The sequence below is a fragment of the Herbaspirillum sp. NPDC101397 genome (assembly GCF_044767325.1).
Classification (GTDB): domain Bacteria; phylum Pseudomonadota; class Gammaproteobacteria; order Burkholderiales; family Burkholderiaceae_D; genus Herbaspirillum.
In genome coordinates, this window is sequence record NZ_JBIWNS010000012.1 from 1 (window position 1) to 17,590 (window position 17,590).

General features: G+C 60.5%; 15 protein-coding genes. 7 read left to right on the forward strand and 8 right to left on the reverse strand.

The annotated features are described in order from the left end of the window. Window positions 1-184: 184 nt before the first annotated feature. Complete coding sequence (locus ACIROW_RS22770; protein WP_402279382.1) at window positions 185-940, reverse strand: SDR family NAD(P)-dependent oxidoreductase; 756 nt, start codon at window positions 938-940, stop codon at window positions 185-187. 158 nt (window positions 941-1,098) lie between these two features. On the opposite strand from ACIROW_RS22770, the gene ACIROW_RS22775 reads away from it, so the two are divergent. The 3 genes from ACIROW_RS22775 (at window position 1,099) to ACIROW_RS22785 (ending at window position 5,075) form a co-directional block, all read left to right on the forward strand. Further along, window positions 1,099-1,989, forward strand: a complete 891-nt coding sequence (locus ACIROW_RS22775) for an AraC family transcriptional regulator N-terminal domain-containing protein (RefSeq protein WP_402279173.1) — start codon at window positions 1,099-1,101, stop codon at window positions 1,987-1,989. A gap of 522 nt (window positions 1,990-2,511) precedes the next feature. Continuing rightward, complete coding sequence (locus ACIROW_RS22780; protein ID WP_402279176.1) at window positions 2,512-3,015, forward strand: DUF3304 domain-containing protein; 504 nt, start codon at window positions 2,512-2,514, stop codon at window positions 3,013-3,015. 2 nt (window positions 3,016-3,017) lie between these two features. Beyond that, window positions 3,018-5,075, forward strand: coding sequence for a T6SS phospholipase effector Tle1-like catalytic domain-containing protein (locus tag ACIROW_RS22785; RefSeq protein WP_402279179.1), 2,058 nt, complete (start codon window positions 3,018-3,020; stop codon window positions 5,073-5,075). Between the two features lie 176 nt (window positions 5,076-5,251). Here ACIROW_RS22785 and ACIROW_RS22790 read toward each other — a convergent pair whose 3' ends face one another. From ACIROW_RS22790 to ACIROW_RS22820, 7 genes are all read right to left on the reverse strand, one after another. Further along, window positions 5,252-6,718: a mannitol dehydrogenase family protein gene (locus ACIROW_RS22790; protein WP_402279181.1), complete on the reverse strand. Its 1,467-nt coding sequence runs from the start codon at window positions 6,716-6,718 to the stop codon at window positions 5,252-5,254. Between the two features lie 22 nt (window positions 6,719-6,740). Next, a complete protein-coding gene (locus tag ACIROW_RS22795) occupies window positions 6,741-7,619 on the reverse strand; it encodes an ABC transporter permease (protein ID WP_402279183.1) in 879 nt (292 codons plus the stop codon). Between the two features lie 32 nt (window positions 7,620-7,651). Beyond that, the gene (locus ACIROW_RS22800; RefSeq protein WP_402279186.1) at window positions 7,652-8,533 is read right to left on the reverse strand and encodes an ABC transporter permease; all 882 of its coding nucleotides are present in this window, start codon (window positions 8,531-8,533) and stop codon (window positions 7,652-7,654) included. Next, entirely contained in the window at window positions 8,530-9,630 is a 1,101-nt protein-coding gene (locus tag ACIROW_RS22805; RefSeq protein WP_402279189.1) for an ABC transporter ATP-binding protein, read from the reverse strand. Before ACIROW_RS22805 ends, ACIROW_RS22800 begins: the two co-directional genes overlap by 4 nt. Window positions 9,631-9,718: 88 nt before the next feature. After that, window positions 9,719-10,906, reverse strand: a complete 1,188-nt coding sequence (locus ACIROW_RS22810; RefSeq protein WP_402279191.1) for an extracellular solute-binding protein — start codon at window positions 10,904-10,906, stop codon at window positions 9,719-9,721. 116 nt (window positions 10,907-11,022) lie between these two features. Continuing rightward, window positions 11,023-12,444: a glucuronate isomerase gene (gene uxaC / locus ACIROW_RS22815; protein WP_402279194.1), complete on the reverse strand. Its 1,422-nt coding sequence runs from the start codon at window positions 12,442-12,444 to the stop codon at window positions 11,023-11,025. A gap of 120 nt (window positions 12,445-12,564) precedes the next feature. Beyond that, window positions 12,565-13,305, reverse strand: coding sequence for a FadR/GntR family transcriptional regulator (locus ACIROW_RS22820; RefSeq protein WP_402279197.1), 741 nt, complete (start codon window positions 13,303-13,305; stop codon window positions 12,565-12,567). 461 nt (window positions 13,306-13,766) lie between these two features. On the opposite strand from ACIROW_RS22820, the gene cysT reads away from it, so the two are divergent. The 4 genes from cysT to ACIROW_RS22840 are packed head-to-tail and all read left to right on the forward strand — an operon-like array spanning window position 13,767 to window position 17,584. After that, complete coding sequence (gene cysT / locus ACIROW_RS22825) at window positions 13,767-14,624, forward strand: sulfate ABC transporter permease subunit CysT (protein ID WP_116433251.1); 858 nt, start codon at window positions 13,767-13,769, stop codon at window positions 14,622-14,624. A 1-nt stretch (window position 14,625) separates the two neighbouring features. Then, window positions 14,626-15,555 (forward strand): sulfate ABC transporter permease subunit CysW, encoded by a 930-nt coding sequence (gene cysW, locus ACIROW_RS22830; RefSeq protein ID WP_402279200.1) that lies wholly within the window; start codon window positions 14,626-14,628, stop codon window positions 15,553-15,555. Further along, on the forward strand, window positions 15,552-16,652 hold the full coding sequence (locus ACIROW_RS22835; RefSeq protein WP_402279203.1) for a sulfate/molybdate ABC transporter ATP-binding protein: 1,101 nt from the start codon (window positions 15,552-15,554) through the stop codon (window positions 16,650-16,652). Before cysW ends, ACIROW_RS22835 begins: the two co-directional genes overlap by 4 nt. Next, a complete protein-coding gene (locus ACIROW_RS22840) occupies window positions 16,649-17,584 on the forward strand; it encodes a CysB family HTH-type transcriptional regulator (protein WP_402279205.1) in 936 nt (311 codons plus the stop codon). The genes ACIROW_RS22835 and ACIROW_RS22840 overlap by 4 nt, the downstream gene beginning before the upstream one ends. Window positions 17,585-17,590 lie beyond the last annotated feature (6 nt).

Genomic DNA, 17,590 nt, shown 5'->3' on the forward strand with positions numbered 1-17,590 from the left:
CGCAAATCGGGAGGGGAAACAAACTCGCTGCGCTCAGACAAGTTTCCCCTCTTTATCCGATTTGCACCTGCCGCCACCGGCTACTCGCAAGCGGAATTCCAGACTGGCTCGCTGCGCATCGCCAGGGGACTGAGATGGTATTGAGATCGTTGGTTTCTTTTACTCCTGCTCCCTCGTTCCCTTCTTAAATTCCTTGTCCGCCGGACACTTCAATTCTTTGCGCCGTCACCCAACGATTGTCCTTCGACAGCAGACTCGCGATCATCGGGCCGATGTCGTCCGGTACGCCTACGCGGCCCAGTGCGGTCAGTCCTGCAAACAGTTTGTTGATGTCCGGGTTGTCGCGTACGGCGCCGCCACCGAAGTCGGTTTCGATGGCGCCGGGCGCAACCGTGTTGACCGCGATGCCGCGTGCGCCCAATTCTTTTGCCATGTAGCGCGTGAGCACTTCGACCGCGCCTTTGGCGGCCGCATAGACCGCATAGCCGGGGAACGAGGTGCGCGTCAGGCCTGACGACAGGTTGACGATGCGGCCGCCGTCGGCGATCAGTGGGAGCAGGGTTTGCGTCAGGAAATACACGCCTTTGAAATGTACGTTCACCAGGCCGTCGAACTGCGCTTCCGTGGTGTCGCCGATCAAGGCGTAGTCGCCGTGGCCGGCGTTGTTGACCAGATGATCGAAGGTGTCGCGCGACCAGGTGTCGCGCAGCGCGGCGCGCAGGCGGTCGGCGAAGGAGGCGAATGCGGCGACGTCGCCGGTGTCGAGTTGCAGCGCGACGGCTTTGCGGCCGAGGGAGTGGATCTCGGCGACCACGGCTTGCGCTTCATCGCTGCGGCTGTGGTAGGTGACCACGACGTCGCCGCCATGGCGGGCGATGCTGAGGGCGGTGTTGCGGCCGAGTCCGCGGCTGGCGCCGGTGACGAGGGTGATCTTGGTCATGGTCATGATGGGGCTCCTGTGCTGGTGCGTTGATGGAGACCGCAGTATCAGACGCAGGGGACAGGCCCGGTTACCGGAAACTCGACGTTCCTTGCCTGATCCTCCAAGTCGCGCGCAAGTCGCGTGCAAGACAGTCGCCGACAAGGTAGGCTTGCATCATGACGACCCTGCTCACTGCCGTACACCGCTATGCCGACGCCCATGCCGAACGGGACGGGCTGGCGCACACGCCCATCGCCGGGCTCACCATCGTGCGCGCGACCGAAGTCAGCGAGTTGCTCTACGCCATTTCACGGCCGCTGGTGTGCCTGGTCGTGCAGGGCGGCAAGCGCGTTGCCATGGGCGCGCAGGCCTTCTCCTTCTCGGCGGGAGATTCGTTGCTGATCACGGCCGATGTGCCGACCGTCAGCCAGATCACGCGGGCCAGTCTCGCCGCGCCTTATCTGTCGCTGGTGCTGGAACTCGATCCTGCCGTGATTGCCGACCTGGCGATGCAGATGGAAGCGGCGCCGGCTGTTGTGCAGGCGCCGGTACGCGTCGATCCGACCGATGCCGAAGTCGCCGACGCCGCGCTGCGGCTGATGCGCTTGCTCGATCGTCCGGCGGCGTTGCCGGTGCTGCAGGCGCAATTGACGCGCGAGCTGCATTACTGGCTGCTGGCGGGCAAACATGGCGCGGCGATTCGCAATCTGGGATGGCCGGACAGCCAGGCGCGGCGCGTGGCGCGAGCGGTGGAGGTGTTACGAAGCGATTTCGCGCAGGCCTTGCCGGTGGAACGCCTGGCGGAGGTGGCAGGTATGAGCCCGTCGTCGTTCCATCAGCATTTCCGCAGCGTGACATCGTTGTCGCCGCTGCAGTTCCAGAAGCAGTTGCGCCTGATCGAGGCCAGGAGACTGATGCTGGCCGACGGCGTCAGCGCCAGCAGTGCGGCGTTTGCGGTCGGCTATGAAAGCGTGCCGCAGTTCACGCGCGAATACGGCAGGATGTTCGGCCTGCCGCCGGTAAAGGATACCGAAGAGGCGAAGAGCAAGGTACGCGCTTCCGCCTAAAACTCGGTCACGATATCCTGAGCAATCCCGACAAGGATGTAGGATTGGAGAATTACAAACTGGCGTCGCGTTCAGTTTCTCGTAGGCCGCGCTCACCTGATTTCTCAAGCACCTCTTCAATACGCTTATGCCATCCGGGTCGGGCCCGCTCCACGCTGCAAAGTAGCAATGCGTCTTTCCATATTCGGTGGTCTTCGAGCAGCATCCTTGATGTGCAACGTGCAGAATACTTCGTATAAATCTACCGTGGCACGGCTTCGTATGCCTCCTTTTTATCTGCAGCGGGAGAACAATCTCTTCAAATCTCGTATTGCCCGGTTTCTCGGGACGAGCATGAACACGTTGCTAAATCCCGCCAACTGACAAATCAATTCAATAGCCGGCAGGAATCCTTTCTCCATATTTAACGGTTTTTCCTGATTCTTTTGGCCTGTAGTTCCGCGCATATTTACAAGCTTCGTATCTTCACGGACATTGGCAGACTGTATTTTTCTCAAGAAGTACTTGCCAAGGAAAACAACGATGACGATTAAAAGGCTACTGCTGCCACTGCTGCTATTTGCCAGCATCTCTACCTTGACGGCTTGCAATGCGACCGCGCCGGAAGCGCCTGCAAAGACATCCACGCTGTCGTATGTACCTATATCGAGAGAATATGTCTCGGTCTCTTGCGTGACACACGGGACAGGCTATATCCATTCTTTTTACATTGAAGAACCGGCTTCAAGCAGTCGGTTGGGTGGTCGGGAAGCGGGCGGCACTAACTGCGGGGGCATCATTGCGGCGGGCTACGCTCTGCCCAAGACCTGGTTTCCTGGGATGAAAGTCAAAGTTCGCTGGAAACCCAATGGGCGGGAATGGGTGGAAAAGACGACCAATATCATGCGGTATGAGAAAGCTGACAAGGTAGTTGTTCATTTCTTTCCGAATGATCAGGTTCGAGTTGTATCTTCCATTTTTTATCCAGAAAGCCCAAAACATCCTATATCGGAAAATGCCACCGTCCCGCCACCGGAGGAGCAATAATCGTGAGTACACCAATTCATTCAGCCCCGCCGACGATAGCGGACACTGCAAGTGCAGAACTCGAATTCACCATGTGCGAATATATCGCGATCAGCCGGCTTGACGACATGCCTGCGCAGTACGCACCGAGTGGTAATAAACTACCGCCCTGTCAAAAGCTGGTGCGCATTGGTCTGTTTTTCGATGGCACTAGTAACAACAAATATCGGGATGAACCTAATCAAGCGCATACCAATATCGTCAAGCTGTTTAATGCACACAAAGATATCAAGGGCGAAGGTCATCTTAAGGATTCCAGTTGCTTTAGTTTTTATATTCCCGGTGTCGGGACACGCTTCCCAGAAAATCAAGAATGGAAAGAGACCCAGGAAGGCAAAGCCATGGGTAAAGGCGGGCAAGCACGAATCTTGTACGGCATCTTGCGTGTTTATGATGCTGTCTATCGTGCGTTTAACTACGGAGCGCCTCTATATGAAGAAGCCCAACTCACAGCCAAACTAAAAAGCTACGTCCGCGACGTCGAGACGAATTACGACAAGGAATACCCCGAACACGAGCGCCGCAAACGCTGGTTCGCCCAATTGCGCGATGAGTTGAACGACACGCTGCAAGCCCGGCGCAACATCATCATCCAGCCGCGCATTCCTAAAATTCGCGTAGCCTTATTCGGTTTCTCACGCGGCGCGATAGAAGCGCGCAGTTTCTGCTACTGGCTTCACGCCGCGCTGGAAGAGAAATCCACGCTCGCAGGCATGCCCATCGAGATCAACTTTCTCGGCTTGTTCGACTCAGTCGCCTCGGTCGGCCTGCCGCATTCGGCTGCGCAAACCACGCCGTTCCGCTTCATTGACGGCCACTTCAGCTGGGCGGCGGAGACCTTGACGCCGCTCCCCTCGCTGGTCAAAAAGACGGTGCACTACATCGCCGCACACGAACAGCGCATGAACTTCCCCGTCACGCGCGTCCAAGGAAACAACGTGCAGGAAATGTTGTATCCCGGCATGCATGCTGATGTGGGCGGCGGCTACTGCCCCAAGGAGCAAGGCCGTGGCATGACGGTGGGACAGATGGTGTCGCAAGTGCCGCTGCTGCATATGCATAAAATCGCGCGCCTGGCGGGCGTACCGTTACTAGGTTACAGGGGCATGGCTTCAGACCTGCAGGCCGACTACGCCCTCAGCCCAGAACTGGCGGCCAACTGGAACGCGTATATGGCGGCAGGGGATTTCGCCGGCACCTATGAAGCACAGGTGCGCGAACACCTGCGCATGTACTACCGTTTTCGCAGCCATTGGCTGGGCCGCATGGCGCAACTGCCGGCATATCAGCGCGCCACGCCCCAAGAGCAGCAGGATATCGCCAGCTACGATGCACTGTTCAAGGGCGACATGGAACTGCTGCGCGAGCGCACCAAGGGCGGTCCTCCAAGGAGGTATAGAGACAATGGCGATGAAATCAAATTCTACGGGCCGGGCCACAGTCATCTTGCCAATCAACAGCAGCTGTTGCGTGCGGATACACGTCAGGCTCCCGACGCCACGGAAACCCTGGCCTTGAAGGTATTTGAAGAACAACGAGGTCAGTCGAGAGCCGACGGTATCGCTCTGCTGGAAGAACAAGTGCATGATTCTCTGGCCGGGTTCTATCTGGGCGGCTACGTGAGCGCGGAAGAGAAGACTGAGAAGTTGCGCACCTGGCAAACCAAGCCGCCGTCGGAACACGATCGCTATAACCATCAGGCCTGGCAGAATTTTGAGAAGGCCAAGGTCAAGAATCCTGAACTGCAAAAGATTTTCGACGACAAGGCTGAGTTGGCCAGACAGGCGGAGAATGCGCGCTTCAATGGACGTATGGGCGACATGGAAGATTTACAACGTGAAAGCGCTTTCACCGATAAAGAAATTGCCCTGTTGACTCAAGACTCCAAGGGCCAGCCGATATTCCCTGTACAAAGCGACGAGGACGCGGGAGCGTTGTGTAGCAGCTACGTTTCCACACAAACCGGGACATTGCGTGAAGGCGGTGGATATCTGGTGCCGCGCGTTGTGTTCTTGTTGTAACAATCCATCGTGACATGGGCCAGTGCGATGCGTGAATAGCTTGTCATCGACTGCCTGTGGAAGATACCGTCCAAAGACTATCCGACCCGGACGGTATCTGTGTGCTGATATGGCATGGAAAAATCAGAAAGGCGCGCCCACAAGAAACGGGGGGGCGCTTTTCTTTAATCCGCTAATCAGGCATTCTTTGCATCGATTCTGCTCAGCGCCTGTAAAACTCCTTGTTCTTGGATACTGCGCAGGAATGTCTTCACCGCAGTAACAAACTCCACCCGTTTTGCCAAGTCATTGCCGAACACGGCTTCCAGCGCCAGCAAGGCGTCCACGCGCTGATTAATGTCGGCGATGCGTGCTGCTGCTTGCAACGCATCCGCCAGCGGATCAGAGACCGGATACGCCAGGCCGGCTTCATCGACTCCGCGCAGATAGCGCATCCAACCCGCCACCGCAAAACACAGCCGCGCGCAAGGCAGTCCCGCATCGAGACGCGCGCGGATGGTGCCGAGCAGACGCTGCGGCAATTTCTGCGAACCGTCCATGGCGATCTGCTGCAAGCGATGTTTCAACGCCGGATTGCGGAAGCGTGCCACCAGCTCGTCGCGATATTCCGTCAGGCCGGGGCGTTGCAAAGTCGGTGCGATTTCCTGCGTCATCATCTGTTCGATGAAATCGCGCAAGCCGTCGTCGCGGATGGCTTGATCAACGGTAACGTAGCCCGCCAGCGAACCCAGGTAGGCGAGGCTGGAATGGCTGCCGTTGAGCATGCGCAGCTTGGCGTGTTCGTAGGGTTCGGCTTCTTCCACCAGCGTCGCGCCGGCGGTCTCCCAGGCAGGTCGCGGGCCGGCGAAACGGTCTTCGATCACCCATTGCGAAAACGGCTCCGTCACCACCGGCCACGCGTCGTCGAGGCCCAGGCGCGCAGCGATGGCGGCGCGATCTTCATCGGTGGTCTTGGGCACGATGCGATCCACCATGGAGTTGGGGAAAGCGCCATGCTGGGAAATCCATTTCGACAATTCAGGATCGACGCGCTCGGCAAACGCCAGCACCAGCGCGCGCGAGGTGTTGCCGTTGGACGGCAGGTTGTCGCAGGACAGCACCGTGAACGGCGGCAAGCCCGCGTCGCGGCGCTTGTCGAGGGCGCGCACGATGAAGCCGATCGCCGAACTCGGGGCATCTGCGTGCGCCAGGTCGTGGACGATGTCGGGATGATCGAAGCGCAGGGTATTGGACGCCGGATCGTGGCAGTAACCTTTTTCCGTCACGGTCAGGCTGACGATGTGGCAATGCGGGTGGCTCATCGCCGCCAGCACGGCGGCGGGCGACTCCGGCGCGACCAGCGACTCGATCAGCGAGCCGATGATGCGCAGTTGCTCGCCTTCCGTGCCTCTGATGCCGAGCGTATAGAGGTTGTCCTGCGGCGCCAGCGCATCGCGCGTATCAGGGCTGCGCAGCGATACGCCGACGATGCCCCAGCGCAGATCGCCCTGCGCCAGCACCGTGTCCGTGTAGACCGCCTGGTGCGCACGATGGAAGGCGCCCAAGCCCAGATGCACGATGCCGGGCAGCAGGGCGGTTCTGTCGTAGGTCGGGAGCGTCGCCTGCTTGCCGGCATGCGTTAGCGTTTGCTTGTTCAGCTTCATCGTGTTCCCGCGTCAATGTTCATCAGTTTTGCGGATGTTCTTTGACGCGCGACACCAGTTGTGTCGGGCTGACGAAGCGCATCGCGATCAGCAGCCAGATCAGCGTGACGATCATGTACACCATCGCCATCGCATCGATCGATTGCGAAGCGCGCACACCCGCCGCGAACACCGAGTAGTACAGCGCCACCACCAGCGTCTGCGTATCCGCGCCGGCCGTCAGGAAGGTCAGCTCGAACATCGCGATCGTGCGCACCAGCACCAGCAGCGAAGCGGCCAGGATGCCCGGCGCCAGCAGCGGCACCAGCACATGGCGGAACATCGTGAAGGTGCGTGCGCCGAACACGCGTGCGGCTGACTCCAGGTTCGGATCGATCTGCTCGATGAATGGGGTCATCACCAGGATCACGAACGGCAGCGCCGGCAACAGGTTGGCGATGATCACGCCAGGCAGGGTGCCGGCCAGGTGCAGTTCATACATCAATGTCGCCAGCGGGATGCCGTAAGTAATCGGCGGGATCATCAGCGGCAGCAGGAACAGGCCGGTCAGCAGTTTCTTGCCGCGGAAGTTGCGCCGCGCCAGCGTGTACGCCGCCGGCACGCCGATCAGGATCGATAGCACTACCACCGACAGCACTACCTGCACAGTCACCAGCAAGACGTCGCCGAGCTGGAACTCCTGCCAGGCGGCGGAATACCATTCCAGCGTCCAGCCGCTCGGCAGCCAGGTGCCGAGCCAGCGCTTGGCCACCGAGTTGGTGGCGACCGAGGCGATCATCAGGCCGACGTTGATCAGGAAGAAGGTCATCAGGCCGACCACCAGCCCGCTCCAGGCGCGGCTGCCCCAATGCGTGCGGCGCTTCGGTGCTGGCTGCCTGGAGATGGATTGCGATGTCATCATGGGAGAAGTAGTTGTCGTTGCTTGATTCATGATTAGCCTTTGCCGCCGGTGACCGGACCGCGATAGAACAGGTTGCGTGCGCCGAGCACGATCACCACCACGCCCAGTTGTACTGCACCCATGATCATCGCCACTGCCGAGGCCATGGAATAGTCGTAGTTTTCGAACGCCGCTTCATACGCCGCAATCGAAATCACACGCGTCGCCCCGGCCGGTGAACCCAGCAGCACGGCTGACGGGAAGACCGAGAACGCCTGCACGAACGACAGGCAGAACGCCATCGCCAGGCCCGGCAGGATCAGCGGGAAGATCACGTAGCGGAACTGGTTGAACGGATTGGCGCCCAGTGTCGCCGCCGCGCGCGGCAGCACCGGATCGATGCCGGTGATGTACGACAGGATCAGCAGGAAGGCGAACGGGAAACCCGAGATCACCAGCGAGATCAGTACGCCCGCATAGTTGTGAGTGAGGCGGATCGCGCCTTCATAGATATGCAGCGTCTGCAGGATCTGTGCGAACCAGCCCTTCGGGCCGAAGTAAGTCAGCATGCCTTCGGCGATCAACACCGTACCCAGCGTGATCGGAATCACCAGGATCGTCGTGGCAATTTTTTGATACGGCGTCTTGTGACGCAGGCGATAAGCCACCGGCACCGCGATCAGGATATTGATCAGCGTCGCCGGCAAGGCCAGCTTGAGCGTCACGCCGATGGTCATCCACAGGTTCTCGGTGTTGAAGAACTTGATGTAGTTCGACAGCATGCCGCCGCCTTCGAGCGGCTGAAACGACAGGATCAGGCCGTGGATGAACGGATAGACGAACACGGCCAGCATGAAGATCACGGCAGGTGCCGCCATCCACATGGCAGGATCGCGCCAGCGCGCGCCGGCGGTTTGCGAGGACGTCAGCATCATGCCACCTGTTCGGAAGGGTAGGCCAGCACGCGATCGGCTGCGACCGCGACGCGAATGGTCTCGCCCGGAGAAGCTTTGCCTTCGGCGCGTACGTAGAGGCGCGTGTTGTCTTGCGTGCGCAGCATGAACAGCGATTCGCGACCGTAATATTCAACCGACTCGACACGCGCGCTGATGCTGTTGGATGGGTTGCTGCCATCGGCGCAGATGCTGAATTCTTCCGGACGGATCGATACAGCAGCGCGGGCGTTCAGGCGCATCTTCGGAATGCCGACCAGATTGACGCCGGGACCGGCCAGGGTCACGGTCTGAGCATCCTGGCCGACCACATCCAGGATCAACTCGTTGCGATAACCCATGAAGCGCGCCACGGCGAGATTGGACGGCTGGCCGTAGACTTCCGGCGGCGTGCCGATCTGCTGCACCTTGCCGTCCTTCATGACGACGATGCGATCGGCCAGCGACAGCGCTTCGTCCTGGTCATGCGTGACGTAGAGCGTGGTGCGGCCAAGTTCGCCATGGATGCGACGGATTTCGGAGCGCATTTCCAGACGCAGTTTGGCGTCGAGGTTGGACAGCGGCTCATCCATCAGGATCAGCGGCGGTTCGATGACGATGGCGCGCGCGATCGCCACGCGCTGCTGCTGGCCGCCGGACAACTGTCCGGGCAGCTTGTTCATGTGTTGCGCCAGTTGCACCAGATCAAGGGCGCGCTTGACGCGGGTCTGGATGTCGGCGGCGGGAACGCCGCGCATCAGCAGGCCGAAGCCGACGTTCTTGGCCACCGTCATGTGCGGGAACAGGGCGTAGTTCTGGAACACCATGCCGAAGCCGCGCTGTTCAGGCGGCAAGGTATCGATACGGTGATCGTCAAGATAGATGCCACCGTCCGACAAGGGCAGCAGGCCGGCGATGCAGTTCAATGCAGTCGACTTGCCGCAGCCGGAAGGGCCGAGCAGGGCGATGAATTCGCCGCGCGCGATGTCCATCTGCAAACCATCCAGCGCAGCAATCTGCGGTGCATCGTTGGTTTTAGCCGGGCCGCCAAAGCGACGTGTCACGCGATCCAGTCGCAATGTCTTGAAGTCAGGTTTCATGCTTGCCTCTAATTGATCGTAATGAGCCGGGCGACGTGGAATGTTTCGTTGCCGCCCGGCTGGTTCTGCTTTGTCTCTGCTACTTTGCTTATTTAAACTTTTGAGCGCCGACTTGTTCATCCCAGATGCGGAATGCTTTCACCATCACCTGCGCGTCCAGCGGTTGCACGTGCGGGAACTTGGCGATCCAGTCGGCGTACTCGGCGCGGCCGAATTCCTTCAGAGTGTCCTGGCTGGCTTGCGGCGCCATGGTCACCGGCACGTTCTTGATCGCAGGACCAGGGTAGAAGTACCCCTTGTCGTAGGTCTGCGCCTGTTGCTTCGGTTGCAGCAGGTAAGCCATCACGTCCAGCACCACGGCTTGCTTGGCGGGGGCCAGGCCCTTCGGCACGATCATGTAATGGGTGTCGTTGACCCAGGTCATGTTCTTGAAGGCGCCGACCTTGAATTCCTTCGGCACTACGCCCAGTGCACGCGGGTTGATATCCCAGCCGGTCACGGTGACCGTCATGTCGCGCGAGCCTTCGCCGAGTTCCTTCATCACGGCGCCGGTGCCGCCCGGGTAGTACTCGATGCAGGTGTTCAGTTCTTTCAGGTAGGCCCAGGTCTTGTCCCAGCCCTTGACCGGATCTTTAGGGTCCTTGTCGCCGAGCAGGTAAGGCAGGCCCATCAGGAAAGTACGGCCGGGGCCGGAGTTGGCCGGGCGCGCATAGATCAGCTTGTTCGGATTGGCCTTGCACCATGCCAGCAATTCCTGCGGCGAGGTCGGTACCTGCTTGACCTTGTCGGGGTTGTATTCGAGCAGCGGACCGGCCGGCATGAAGGCCACGGCCAGACCCTGGTTATGCGCCAGTTCCTGCATCTTCTTCACTTCCGGCAGATAGTTCTCGGTCAACGGTGCGAACTTGGCGTTGTTCTCGGGCAGCAGCGTCACCCACAGATTCTGCTCGATGCCGGCCGCCAGAATGTCAGTGCCGCCGAGGACCAGGTCGATGTCGCTGCGCTTGGCGTTCTGCATCGCCTTCAGCTTGCTCGGCAGTTCCGGCGCCGGCGCTTTGGTGAAGGTGAATTTGACGTTGGGGTGCGTGGTCTTGTATGACTCGATCGCTTCCTGCAACAGTGCCAGCGAACCGGCGACGTCGACCACGTTGATAGTGACGGCTGCTTGCGCATGCGCAGCGGGGCTGCCGACCATGGCAGCGAAGCCGACGCTGATGGCGGCAGCCATGATGGTGCGGCGAGTCGCCTTGTGCAAGGTGTTCAAAACCTGTTTCATTGATGTCTCCTCCTAGAGATGGAATTGTTGGGTACCGGGATAAAGCGGACGTCTTGTGACGCTCTGATGAATCTTCAAACCGTACTGCGATTGCGGTGGCTCTCTTTCAAAAACGGTTACAAACGATAAGCCTGCTTGGCCAATCGATAAGTCAGGTCATGCGCCAGGTCGAGCGCTTCGTCTTCATGCAGGCGATGCTCGGCCACCAGGCGCGCCAGATAGCCGCAATCGATGCGGCGGCTGACGTCGTGGCGGGCCGGGATCGACAGGAAGGCGCGGGTGTCGTCGTTGAAGCCGACGGTGTTGGCGAAACCGGCGGTCTCGGTGGTCAGCTCGCGGAAGCGGCGCATGCCTTCCGGCGCGTCGAAGAACCACCAGGCCGGACCGAGTTTCAGGGCCGGATACACGCCGGCCAGCGGCGCCAGTTCGCGCGAGTAACTGGTTTCGTCCAGCGTGAACAGAATGACGGAGAGACGCGGATCGAGGCCGAAGCGATCCAGCAGCGGCTTGAGCGCGCCGACGTATTCGGTCTGCATCGGGATATCAAAACCTTTATCGCGACCGAAACGCGCCAGCATCGCAGGGCTATGGCTGCGCCAGCAACCTGGATGGATCTGCAGGACCAGGCCGTCGTCGATGCTCATCGCCGCCATCTCGGTCAGCATCTGGGCGCGGAACAGTTCGGCTTCGTCGCGGCTGATCTTGCCCGACAGCGCCTTGTCGAACAGCGCCTTGCATTCGGCCAACGGCAAATCGGCGGTGCGCGCGCTCGGATGGCCGTGGTCGGTCGAGGTCGCGCCGTGTTCCTTGAAGAAGGCGCGGCGGATGCGGTGCGCCTGCAGGTAGCCTTCCCAGGTGCGGGTGTTTTCACCGGTCAGTGCGCCGAAGCGTTCAACGTTGGCGGTGAAACCTTCGAACTCCGGATCGACCACCGGATCGGGACGATAAGCCGTCACCACGCGGGCGCGGCCTTTGGCGGTTTGCCACGGATCGCTCTTCAGCTTGGCGTGATGCGCCAGCGGATCCAGCGGTGACTCGGTGGTGGCGATGACATCGATGTTGAAGCGTTCGAACAGTGCGCGCGGACGGAACTCGGGACGCTGCAGGCAGGCGTCGATGTGATCGTAGAGACGGTCGGCATTGACTTCGGTCAGGCCTTCTTCGAGGCCGAACACTTCTTCGAACACGTGATCGAGCCACATGCGCGACGGCGTGCCGCGAAACAGCGGCCAATGTTTCGCCAGGATGCGCCAGATGCGCCGTGGATCGGCTTCGACCGTAGTGCCGTCGCGGGTCGGGATTCCCAGCTCTTCCAGCTTGACGCCCTGGCTGAACAGCATGCGGAAGACATAGTGGTCGGGCTGGATCAGCAGCGCCGACGGATTGGGGAAGGCGGCGTTGTCGGCGAACCAGGCCGGGTCGGTGTGGCCGTGCGGGCTGACGATGGGCGCGTCCTTGATCTCTTTATAGAGGCGGCGCGCGATCGAGCGCGTGTCGTGGTCGGCGGGGAACAGTCGGTCTGGGTGCAGCAATGGCATGTCGTCTCCTGAATTCCAAAGTCTGTCTTTATCGCTTCCGGCATCCTCGGCTCTGTCGGGTGTTGGCTACCCGGGCCTCTGGCGGACGTCGTCGCGGCTATCGTGTTGAATCTGGCGCTGCTACTCCTGGTGATGCGGCATATAAGCCTTGCCGCCGCCCCAGCCGCGCGAAAACTCGGTGGTCACGCGTTCAAGGTGGGAGTGCATCGCTTTACGCGCGCCTTCGGGATCGCGGTCGACGATGGCCTCGAGGATGCGGCGATGGTCGACCAGCGTCTGCTGGCGCAATTCTTCGGTATGGAAGTGTTCTTCCATCTTGATCCACAGGCGGCCGCGCTGGTCCCACAGGTTTTCGATCACGCTGACCAGTGCGCTGTTGCCGGTGGCGCGGGCGATCGACAGGTGGAAGGTGCGGTCGGCTTCTTCATTGTTGGGGCGGTCGTGATAGAAGCGCTCCATGTCGTTGAGTGCGCGCAGGATGGCGTCCAGCGCACCGTCGGTGGCCATGCGCGCGGCGATCGCGGCAACTTCGCCCTCGATCAGGCAGCGCGCCGACAAGATCTCGAACGGACCCGGGCCGATTTCCTGGATGGCCGGCGCCGCGCCTTTCTTTTCAATCACGTAGATGCCGGAGCCGCCGCGCACTTCGATCACGCCGGTCAGTTCCAATGCGATCAGCGCTTCGCGCACCGAGGCGCGGCTGACCTTCAGTTGCGCCGCCAGGTCGCGTTCCGACGGCAGGCGTTCGCCGGCCGCAATGTGTTCATCGCGGATGTATGCCTGGACACGATCGGCGACCACGCGATACAGGCGCGTTTCGGGCGCGCTGAGTTCGGCAAGGGCTGTGACGACTTTGAGCATGACGGGCTGAAGGGGAGGTCCCTGAAAATTGGTCAGGCCATTCTAAGTTGGCCTGACCAATATTGCAATATGGTCTGGCCGGTTTATTTTTCGGTGGACCGAATCCTTGTTTTATAAGGCTTACAGGGCTGTAAGCATGGGCTTTCACATGATGTTAAGTGGTTGACCACTTGTTCATTCCGTGAGTGATCAGTCGTCGGATGACTAGCGCCGAAGCGACTTTGCGCAGATTTTGACGGCTGGTTTCGATCCCTCGGTAAATCACTTGGGAAGCCCTTCTTTATGCGTAAAACTTCTATGGACATGCAAAAAAATTCGTTCTCTTTATAACAATGCGATGCGATTATCCTCGCTCATTAGTCGTATTTGTAATAAGAGATTCCTCCGGTTGTTGTCGCGCTGATACGCGTTTGCAGGTGTCGAGCCAGCCCCGGAGAAGACAATAAAAAGGAAGTGCAAGCGTGACCGTCTCCATTGCCACGAACAAGAAAGCGCCGTTCCGGGTGTTGCCGGGCTTCCGCCTGTCGCTCGGCTTCACGCTGTTCTATCTCACCCTGATCGTGCTGATCCCGTTGTCGGCCGTCTTCCTCAAGACCTTCACGATGACCTGGGACGCTTTCGTCAGCGCCGTGACCTCGCCGCGCGTGATGGCCTCGTATCGGCTGACGTTCGGCGCCTCTTTATTAGCCGCTTTCCTGAATGTGATTTTCGGCGGCATCGTGGCCTGGGTGCTGGTGCGCTATAAATTCCCCGGCAAGCGCATCATCGATGCGCTGGTCGATTTGCCGTTTGCGCTGCCGACCGCGGTGGCCGGCATTGCATTGACCACACTCTATTCACAGAACGGCTGGATCGGCCGTTACCTGGTGCCGCTCGGCATCAAGGTTGCGTTCACGCCGCTGGGCGTGCTGGTAGCGCTGACCTTCATCGGCTTGCCCTTTGTCGTGCGCACCGTGCAACCAGTGCTGGAAGACGCCGAGCGCGAGCTTGAAGAAGCCGCCGCCAGTCTCGGCGCTTCACGCCTGCAGACCTTTGCGCGCGTGATTTTCCCCACCGTGTTCCCGGCATTGTTGACCGGCTTTGCGCTGGCCTTTGCACGCGCCACCGGCGAATACGGTTCGGTCGTCTTCATCGCCGGCAACATGCCGATGGTGTCGGAGATCACGCCGCTGTTCATCATCACCAAGCTGGAGCAATACGATTACACGGGCGCCACCGCCATCGCCGTGGTCATGCTGATCGTGTCGTTTGCTTTGCTGCTGACCATCAACCTGTTGCAAGCCTGGGTCCGCAAGCGCGGCCAGGCCGAGAAAGTCTGACATGAGCGCCGTCATTACCCCGGGACTTCCTGCTGCTTCCATCGCGCCGCGCGGCGAGCCTGTCCACGCGCCCGCCGCCACGCTGGAACCGTTGTGGGTGCGCATCCTGCTGATCGGGATCGCCTTCGCCTTCCTGACCCTGTTCCTGTTCGTGCCGCTGGTCGCCGTGTTTTATGAAGGCCTGAAAAAAGGCTGGGACGTCTACATCGACAACATCATCGAACCGGATGCCTGGTCCGCCATCAAGCTGACTCTGCTGACCGCCGCCATCGCCGTGCCGCTGAACCTGGTGTTCGGTGTGGCGGCGGCATGGTCGATCGCCAAGTTCGAATTCCGCGGCAAGAACATCCTGTTGACGCTGATCGACTTGCCGTTCTCGGTCTCGCCGGTGATCTCGGGCCTGATCTATGTGTTGCTGTTCGGCCTGCAGGGTTACTTCGGTCCATGGCTGCGCGAGCACGACATCAAGATCCTGTTCGCGGTGCCGGGCATCGTGCTGGCGACGGTGTTCGTGACCTTCCCGTTCGTGGCGCGTGAGCTGATCCCGCTGATGCAATCGCAGGGCAGTGAAGAAGAAGAGGCCGCACTGGTGCTGGGCGCCTCGGGCTGGAAGACCTTCTGGCACGTGACCCTGCCGAATATCAAATGGGGCCTGCTGTACGGCGTGATCCTGTGTAACGCCCGCGCCATGGGCGAGTTCGGGGCGGTGTCGGTGGTGTCCGGCCATATCCGCGGCGAGACCAACACGATTCCGCTGCAGGTCGAGATTCTCTACAACGAATTCAATATCGTCGGCGCATTTGCGGTGGCGTCGCTGCTGGCCTTCCTGGCTTTGGTGACGCTGGCGATCAAGAGCTTTATCGAGTGGCGTCTGCACAAGCAGTTGACCGCACACGTCGCCCATCCCGGCGCAGATCTGGAGCAATTATGAGCATCGAAGTCAAAGACATTAACAAGCGTTTCGGCAATTTCGTCGCGCTCAACAACGTTTCCCTGAATTTCCCTGCAGGCGAACTGACTGCCTTGCTGGGACCGTCGGGCTGCGGCAAGACCACGCTGCTGCGCATCATCGCCGGCCTGGAGTCGCCCGATTCCGGCCAGGTCCTGCTCGACGGCGACGACGCCTCGGCGCGCCATGTGCGCGAACGCCAGGTCGGCTTTGTCTTTCAACACTATGCCTTGTTCAAGCACATGACCGTGTTTGAAAACATCGCCTTCGGCCTGCGTGTCAAACCGCGCGCCCAGCGTCCGTCGGAAGCGCAGATTCGCGACAAGGTCACCAAGTTGCTGGAGCTGGTCCAGCTCGACTGGCTGGCCGATCGTTATCCGCCGCAATTGTCCGGCGGCCAGCGTCAGCGTATCGCCCTGGCGCGCGCACTGGCGGTGGAGCCGCGCGTGCTGCTGCTGGACGAACCGTTCGGCGCGCTCGACGCCAAGGTGCGCAAGGAACTGCGCCGCTGGTTGCGCCGCCTGCACGACGAACTGCACGTCACCAGTATTTTCGTCACCCACGATCAGGAAGAAGCCTTGGAAGTCGCTGACCAGATCGTGCTGATGAACAAGGGCAACGTCGAGCAGATCGGTTCGCCTGCCGAGGTCTACAACCATCCGGCGTCGCCGTTCGTGTACGGTTTCCTCGGCAACGTCAACCTGTTCCACGGCCGCGTGCACGAAGGCGTGCTGGAAGCCGGCGGCGTTACCTTCGACGCCCCCAACCACGCCCAGGCGCAGGACGAAAAAGGCATCGGCTACGTGCGTCCGCACGACCTCGAAGTCGACCGCTATTCGCCCGGCGCCGAAGGCATCGTGGCTCAGCTCAGGCGCTCGCATGCCATCGGTCCGCTGGCGCAACTGGAACTGGAGCGCAAAGACAATGCGCAACTGATCGAAGCCGTCATCTCCAATGAACGCTTTGCACAATTGAATCTGAAAGACGGCGAAACGCTGGTGGTGCGACCGCGCCGCCTGCACGTGTTCGTCGACAACGCGGCCTCTACCGAAGCCGCCCGGAATAAGGATGCACGATGAATTTCCAACAATTACGCTCGATCCGCGAAGCCGCCCGCTGCGGTTTCAACCTGACTGAAGTGGCCAATGTGCTGTTCACCTCGCAACCCGGTGTGAGCCGCCAGATTCGCGAGCTCGAAGAAGAGCTCGGCGTCGAGATTTTCGAACGCAACGGCAAACGCCTGATCGGCCTGACCGAGCCGGGCAAGGGCATCTTGCACATCGTCGAGCGACTGCTGCTGGAAGCGGAAAACCTGCGCCAGGCCAGCCAGGAGTACGCCGGCGAGCAAAGCGGCACGCTGACCATCGCCACCACCCACACGCAAGCGCGTTACGTGCTGCCGCGCGTGGTGCAGGCGTTCCGCGCGGCGTTTCCGCAGGTCCGTATTGCGCTTCAACAAAGTGCACCGGAACACATTGCCGAATGGGTCATGTCGGGCAAGGCCGACGTCGGCATCGCTACCGAAGGCCTGAGCCAGTTCAAGGACCTGGTGTCGTTCCCCTGCTATACCTGGCATCACGTCGTCGTGGTGCCGCAAGGACATCCGCTGCTGTCGCTCAAGCATCCGATCACGCTGGAGGAATTGGCGGCGCATTCGCTGATCACCTATGACGTCGGCTTCACGGGCCGCGGCCATATCGACGACGCCTTCCGCAAGGCCGGCATCGAGAAGGACATCGTGCTCACCGCAATGGACTCGGACGTGATCCAGCAATACGTCGCGCTTGGGCTGGGCGTCGGCATCGTCGCCTCGATGGCGATCGAGCAGGGCAAGCATCACGGCCTGCAGGCGATCGAAGCCTCGCATCTGTTCGCCTCCAACATCACGCGTCTGGCAGTGCGTCGCGGCGCCTACCTGCGCGCCTACACCTACGACTTCATCCTGCAATTCGCCCCGGAACTCAAGCGCGCCGACATCGTGGCGGCGCTCAATGAGCCGAGCTCGCACTGATTGCAC